The 6,771-nt window shown below is 39.8% G+C and carries 5 protein-coding genes and 1 pseudogene; 2 read left to right on the top strand and 4 right to left on the bottom strand.

Annotated features, from left to right (window positions below; all coding sequences use genetic code 11):
* On the top strand, window positions 1-768 hold a 768-nt coding region (locus tag WBM60_RS06995), incomplete at its 5' end, for a dipeptidase (RefSeq protein WP_424282904.1).
* A 69-nt stretch (window positions 769-837) separates the two neighbouring features.
* Here WBM60_RS06995 and WBM60_RS06990 read toward each other — a convergent pair.
* From WBM60_RS06990 to WBM60_RS06975, 4 genes are all read right to left on the bottom strand, one after another.
* Window positions 838-1,617: a hypothetical protein gene (locus WBM60_RS06990; RefSeq protein ID WP_424279880.1), complete on the bottom strand. Its 780-nt coding sequence runs from the start codon at window positions 1,615-1,617 to the stop codon at window positions 838-840.
* Between the two features lie 129 nt (window positions 1,618-1,746).
* A complete protein-coding gene (locus WBM60_RS06985; protein WP_424258838.1) occupies window positions 1,747-2,124 on the bottom strand; it encodes a HEPN domain-containing protein in 378 nt (125 codons plus the stop codon).
* Between the two features lie 69 nt (window positions 2,125-2,193).
* On the bottom strand, window positions 2,194-5,724 hold the full coding sequence (gene nifJ / locus WBM60_RS06980; protein ID WP_424258837.1) for a pyruvate:ferredoxin (flavodoxin) oxidoreductase: 3,531 nt from the start codon (window positions 5,722-5,724) through the stop codon (window positions 2,194-2,196).
* Window positions 5,725-6,026: 302 nt separating this feature from the next.
* Window positions 6,027-6,377: a 4Fe-4S binding protein gene (locus WBM60_RS06975; RefSeq protein ID WP_424258836.1), complete on the bottom strand. Its 351-nt coding sequence runs from the start codon at window positions 6,375-6,377 to the stop codon at window positions 6,027-6,029.
* 165 nt (window positions 6,378-6,542) lie between these two features.
* Between WBM60_RS06975 and WBM60_RS06970 the strand changes: the two are divergent.
* Window positions 6,543-6,771 (top strand): annotated as a pseudogene (locus tag WBM60_RS06970) (2-oxoacid:acceptor oxidoreductase subunit alpha); the annotation flags it as partial.

The following is a 6,771-nucleotide window of genomic DNA, read 5'->3' as shown; positions in this document are numbered from 1 at the left end:
GGAGAAATGGTTCAGATTACCAATCTGGCAGAATTAAATAACCATTTAGACCTTTGGAATTCTTTGGATAACAGCAAAAATCCCATTGGCTACATTCTTAGTCTGGAAGGAGCCGACTCTATTATTACCATTGATCATCTGGAGAAAAGCTATGAACAAGGCCTTCGAGCCATCGGGCCCGCTCATTATGGACCTGGGACCTACGCTCATGGCACAAATTCCATTGGGGGAATTGGCCGGAAAGGAAAAGAGCTTTTAAAAGAGATTGCTCGATTAAATATTATTTTGGACACCACCCATTTATGTGATGAAAGTTTTTGGGAAACCATGAAGGCCTACCATGGGCCTCTTTGGGCCAGTCATAATAATTGCAGGGCACTCGTAAACCATAACAGGCAATTTTCAGATGAACAGCTCATTGAGCTTATTAGAAGGGGTGCTGTTATTGGTATCGCCTTAGATGCCTGGATGATGGTGCCTAAGTGGGTAAAAGGAGAATCTACTCCTGAAAGTATGGGTCTGACTCTGGAGCATATGGCAGATCATATTGACCATATTTGTCAGCTTGCGGGGAATAGCTTGCACGTTGGAATAGGTACTGACCTGGATGGCGGATTTGGAAGAGAGCAAAGTCCGGCTGATATAAATACTATTGCCGATTTACAGAAACTCCCCAATTTGCTTTATAAAAGGGGTTATAACAATAAGGATATTGAAAACATTATGCATGCAAATTTCATTCGCTTTCTTAGAAACAGCTGGAGTTAAATAATTAAAAAATCCTCCCGGGATTTTGGGAGGATTCGGCTCAGTAACCATTTGAAATTGTTTGCTGAACTAGCGTACTTTTTTAACTAAAGTAGCATGCGTAACTGATTTTAGGTCTCTAAGGGTATTCATTTCCTGATATGCTTTTTGCTGTGCTTCCGTTGCTGGCACATTGCTCCCTCCGTTAAAAAATTGATCATAGCCGGTGTACATATCAAACGTGATATGGCTTGCATATGCCTCGGTAGCATAACCCAACATATTCCTCAACATCCCCCAACTTGAACGACCACCTGATTCTACATCGCTTTGATGAAATGGTTTAAAGACTTCAGATTCCATTTTCTCATAGGCTGCTGATTGTCCCGGTTTTGCCTTCATAAAATTGATTACTGCCAAAGTTCCAAGAGGCATATCAAAATCATCTTTTGTTAAATCAATTTGTTGAAGGAATACTCTATGTGTCAAATCCCTGCTTTTTGCGGTCATCTCCATTTTTGCGTTGCTTTCTGAATCCGTTAAATTGGGATAAGCACCATTCCATGCCTTCATAAAATCTCCTCCATCCATCATTTTTACCGGGTCATTGTAGAGACTAACTGTCATATACTGAGATCCCTGCTTTTGTCCACTCGGTTCAAGACGCCAAAGATCCCAACCAATGCAGTCCCCATTTTTAACTCTTTGCGCGTGAACTTTTTCCCAAAATGCCTCTGTTTCTAAATAAGCAGTGCCCTGGCCTTCATCTACATGCATAAACTCGAATAGCAAGAATAGAGGTTCTTCCTCCTGTCCGATAGCGATGGTAGTGAACAAAGCCATTACCATAATCATAAATAATTTTTTCATCTTCTTGAATATTATTGGTTTAATACAAGAAATGAAAAGATTATCGCAATACGAAGTATTCTAGGACGAATACAACTCATAAATGTCCCAAGCAAGGGTTCTTTTTATCCAAGGAAATTACATTAGCACTCAACTAATGATTTTTTCCTCTCTAAGAAACGTATCAAGGCTATCTGCAATGTTAAAACATCTGCTAACGTTGGTTACACCACTGCAGAACCTTGAATCTAATTGATGAGCCTCGCATTCAAAGCCGGATAAATTTACTTTTTCAAAATTCCTGTTCACAGCTTTACATTGTTCATATAACTTATCAACAGATGCGCTTGCGTCCGGCTCTATATCATTTTCTATTAAAAACCCCTTTAGGTAATTATCGATGGCAATATGAGAATTCTGGCATACCATAAAAGAAACAACGTCTTCCGCAGGCCTGCATAATTCATCATTGGCTTCTTTCAGTTTCTGAATGGCAGTTTCATAAAGTCTTTTTGCTTTGTCTTCCATAAACTGTATTGATTTACAATTAACTTTAAATATTACATTGTTATTTATCTCTATTTCAGAATAACAGAATTACATATCTCTATAAAGTTCCAGGCGTTCCCATTTGGTTTCTACCTCTTCCTGAGCCTGCTTCAAGAGATCTGCACCTAATTCCGCATTTTCTTTTACTACCCTTGTAAAACGGGTTTCGTTATACATAAAATCACTAAGCGGAGCGGTGGGTGCCTTCGAATCTAATCTGAACTTCTTGCCCTTAGGTTTAGAAGGATCAAACCTGAATAATGGCCAATACCCGGTCTCAACCGCCTTTTGCTGTTGCAATGCCCCATCTTTTAGGTCATATCCGTGTTCCCCACAGTGTGAATAGGCAACAATTAGTGATGGCCCCGGATACGCTGCAGCCTCTTCAATTGCTTTGAGCGTATGAAGGTCCTTCGCTCCCATTGCTACCTGAGCCACATATACATTTCCATAAGAAACGGCCTGAAGAGCCAGACTTTTTTTACCTGTTCGTTTTCCGGATACTGAAAACTTAGCACTTGCCCCTAAAGGAGTAGCTTTAGATGTCTGACCTCCTGTATTAGAATATACCTCGGTATCAAGAACCATAATATTCACATCTTCACCTGAAGCCAGGACATGATCAACACCTCCAAATCCTATATCATAAGCCCAACCATCACCACCAAGTATCCAGACTCCTTTATTACGGAGATATTCTGTAAGTTGACCTAGTTTTACTGCGGCGGGATTGTCTTTTTTCTTTGATAATACTTCTTTAAGTTTATCAATATCAGCAAATTTCTGGCTTCGTTCCGCTTCCGTTTTTTCCGGATTGTTTAGAATCGTTTCTGTCAATTCAGCTCCAACCACATTTTTAAGCTGCTTTAATAGATTCACCGCAATTTCCTGCTTCTTGGTTAGAGCCAGTTTCATTCCAAAACCAAACTCGGCATTGTCTTCAAATAAGGAATTTGCCCAGGCAGGACCTCTTCCCTCTTTGTTGGTTTTGTAAGGCGTTGTTGGAAGATTCCCTCCATATATTGAGGAGCAACCTGTTGCATTGGCAATGAGAATACTATCACCGTATAATTGGGTTAGCATTTTAATATAAGGAGTCTCACCACATCCAGAGCAGGCACCTGAAAATTCAAATAACGGCTCTAAAAACTGAGAACCTTTAACATTAGTGATTTGCAAGGCCGTTCTGTCATAATCTGGCATATTGATAAAATAATCCCAGTTTACATTTTCCACTTCGTCAAAATCGAGTTTCTTCCTCATATTGATGGCTTTAAAATCCTCAATTTCCTTACTTTCAGCAGGACAAACGGCTACACAAAGGTCACATCCGGTACAATCCTCAGGAGATACCTGTAATACATAAGATTCTGTTTCTGCGGTAAAAGGCCTTCCCTTAGCAGGAACTGATTTCAAACTACCCGGAGCATCTGCCATAATCTCATTAGGGACGACTTTAGCCCTAATTGCAGCATGCGGACATATGGCCACACACTTATTACACTGAGTACAAAGTACTTCATCATCCCATATGGGAATATAATTAGCTATCCCGCTCTTCTCGTATTGGGTAGTGCCGGTTGGGAAGGTTCCATCTACAGGAAATGCACTGACTGGCAATTCGTCTCCATGCCCTCCTAATATTTTTTCCAGTACGTCCTTAACAAAACCATCCGGAGCATTGGTCATTGCGGAAAGTAAACCTTTCTCACTGCTCGCTTCTTTTGGGTATTCAACCTGATATAAATTCTCTAGTGATTTATCTACAGCCTTAAAGTTCATCTGAACTACGGCATCACCTTTGTGAGCATAGGATTTAACAATGGCATCCTTTATTTTCTGAATGGCCTCATCCTTTGGCAGGATGCCAGATATTGCAAAGAAACAAGTTTGCAAAACCGTATTTGTCCTTTTCCCTAGATCGGCTTCATCGGCCACTTTTGTAGCATCCACTACATAAAATTTTGCCTCTTTTTCAATGATCCCCTGTTGCATCTTTTTGGGAAGTTTGTCCCAAATATCCTCTTTGGAAAAAGGAGAATTTAACAGGAATGTACCTCCCGGTTTTAAATCGGCAAGCATATCATATCTTTCAATAAAATTAAATTGATGACTTGCTATAAAATCGGCTTTGTCTATTAGATACGAAGAGTAAATTGGTTCCGGACCAAAGCGCAAATGCGAAATAGTCTGTGCTCCCGCTTTTTTGGAATCATAGACAAAATATCCCTGAACATAATTGTCCGTGGTATCACCAATTATCTTAATGGAGTTTTTGTTCGCTCCAACGGTACCATCAGATCCAAGTCCATAGAACATACAATTGATAGTTGTACTTCTCACTTTAAAATTATCATCGGATTCCAGACTGGTATGAGATACATCGTCATTTATGCCAACAGTAAAATGATTTTTGGGTATATCCTTAGTTAGTTCATCAAATACACCTTTCACCATTTGTGGTGTAAATTCTTTAGACGACAAACCATATCTGCCTCCTATAACTGATATATTTCTATCGCTCTCTACCAGGGCTGTAATCACATCCTGATACAATGGTTCGCCGATGCTTCCCGGTTCCTTAGTTCTGTCCAGAACTGCAATTTTCTTTACAGATACAGGTAGGCTTTCTATAAAATGAGATACAGAAAATGGCCTGTATAATCGAACAAACACTACACCAACCTTCTCATCTTTATTTGCCATTGCCTCAACGGCTTCTCTTACAGCCCCCTGGCCAGATCCCATAATTACTACAACGCGCTCGGCCTCAGGATGACCTAAATAATAAAATATGCTGTACTTTCTCCCTGTATGCTCGTAAAATTCATCCATGACTTCCTGTACAATTTCAGGTACTCTTTCATAGAAAGGATTAGATGCCTCCCTGGCCTGAAAGAAAACATCGGGATTTTGAGATGTTCCTCTGATTACAGGATGATCCGGATCCAATGATCTTTTTTTATGTTCCATGATTTTATCCTCAGGCATCATTGCTTCAATGATATCATCCGGTATTGCATCAATCTTGGAGATTTCGTGTGAGGTCCTGAACCCATCAAAGATGTTTAAAAAAGGAACTCTTGAACGCAAAGCAGCCACTTGAGAAATAAGCGCAAAGTCCATGGCTTCCTGAACAGACCCTCCAAACAGCATAGAAAAACCAGTTTGTCTTGTTGCCATTACATCAGAATGATCCCCAAAAATAGACAGTGCATGGGTTGCCACTGTTCTTGCTGCCACATGAATTACAGTTGGTAACAATTCACCGGCAATTTTATACATATTAGGTATCATTAAAAGCAACCCCTGGGATGCAGTAAACGTCGTAGTTAATGCCCCTGCCTGCAAAGAACCGTGTACCGCACCGGCAGCTCCACCTTCACTTTGCATTTCAACTATGCGGGGGATATTACCCCAAATATTATTTTGCCCTTTAGAACTATAAACATCTACATGTTCCCCCATAGGCGAAGCCGGGGTTATAGGATAGATTGCACATACTTCATTCGTTTTATGAGCAACTCGTGCAACAGCCTCGTTAGCATCGCAAATTAACTTTGGAAATTTTTTCTTCATGGTGATTTTATTATAATAGAAACAAGCAGTTTAGTAAAAATAAGGACCATTGTAAGATGTTCTTATTCCAAGAACTGCAAGTAATAAAAGTTTTAAATTCCCGATAAAATTAGGGCGATTCCCAAAGGCATACTATGACAAATGTCAGGTATTTAGGTGCGATAAAAAGTAGGGGACAGCTTGTAAATTCTGAAAAGAAAAGGACCAGAGCTATCTCAGATGTTTTGATTAATCTATTAAATAACTACACCCGATTGAAATTCAATCGGGCGTTTATTTGTATTTATGTCAGGAACTAAAGGCTATTCGCCGTGCATCCAGACTTTTTTTGCTAATAATTCTTCCTCCGTTTCCACGTGGTCCTCATCAGGCACACAGCAATCCACCGGACAGACAGAAGCGCACTGAGGTTCGTCGTGAAAACCTTTGCACTCTGTACATTTATCGGTAACAATAAAATAAAACTCGTCCGAAACAGGATCATTTTCAGCATCAGCATCAACTTCTTTTCCTGCTGGAGTTGTTACTATCCCACTCAAAGCGGTTTCGTCTGAATAAGACCACTCCTGATCCGGTTCATATATTGCGTTATTCGGGCATTCTGAAACGCAAGCGTCACAGTTGATGCATTCATCTGTTATGATAATAGCCATAATTATATGTTTTTGAAATAATTGTCCGTAAATTTAATGTACCACAAATATCCATCTAATGATAAAAGTCATATTTCTTTATAAATGTCCAATTTATATTTGGCACCAATATTTTTGGTTAGATGGCATTTAAGATAAAAATAAGCAAAAAATAAATATGTATAGATGATTGCTTCAAAAACAAAACGAAAACAGGAGGTTCTGGAAGCCGTAGTAGTAAGATTCGTTGGTGATTCCGGTGATGGTATGCAATTGACAGGAACACAGTTTTCTGACACATCTGCTATGTTCGGAAATGATATTGCCACTTTCCCTAACTACCCGGCAGAAATTAGAGCCCCTCAAGGGAGCCTATATGGCGTATCTGGTTTTCAGGTCCATATTGGCAGTGTTG

This window comes from Eudoraea sp., assembly GCF_049669105.1.
Taxonomy (GTDB): domain Bacteria; phylum Bacteroidota; class Bacteroidia; order Flavobacteriales; family Flavobacteriaceae; genus Eudoraea.
The sequence above is the reverse complement of the archived record's forward strand: the minus strand, read 5'-3'. Positions and strand labels throughout refer to the sequence as shown.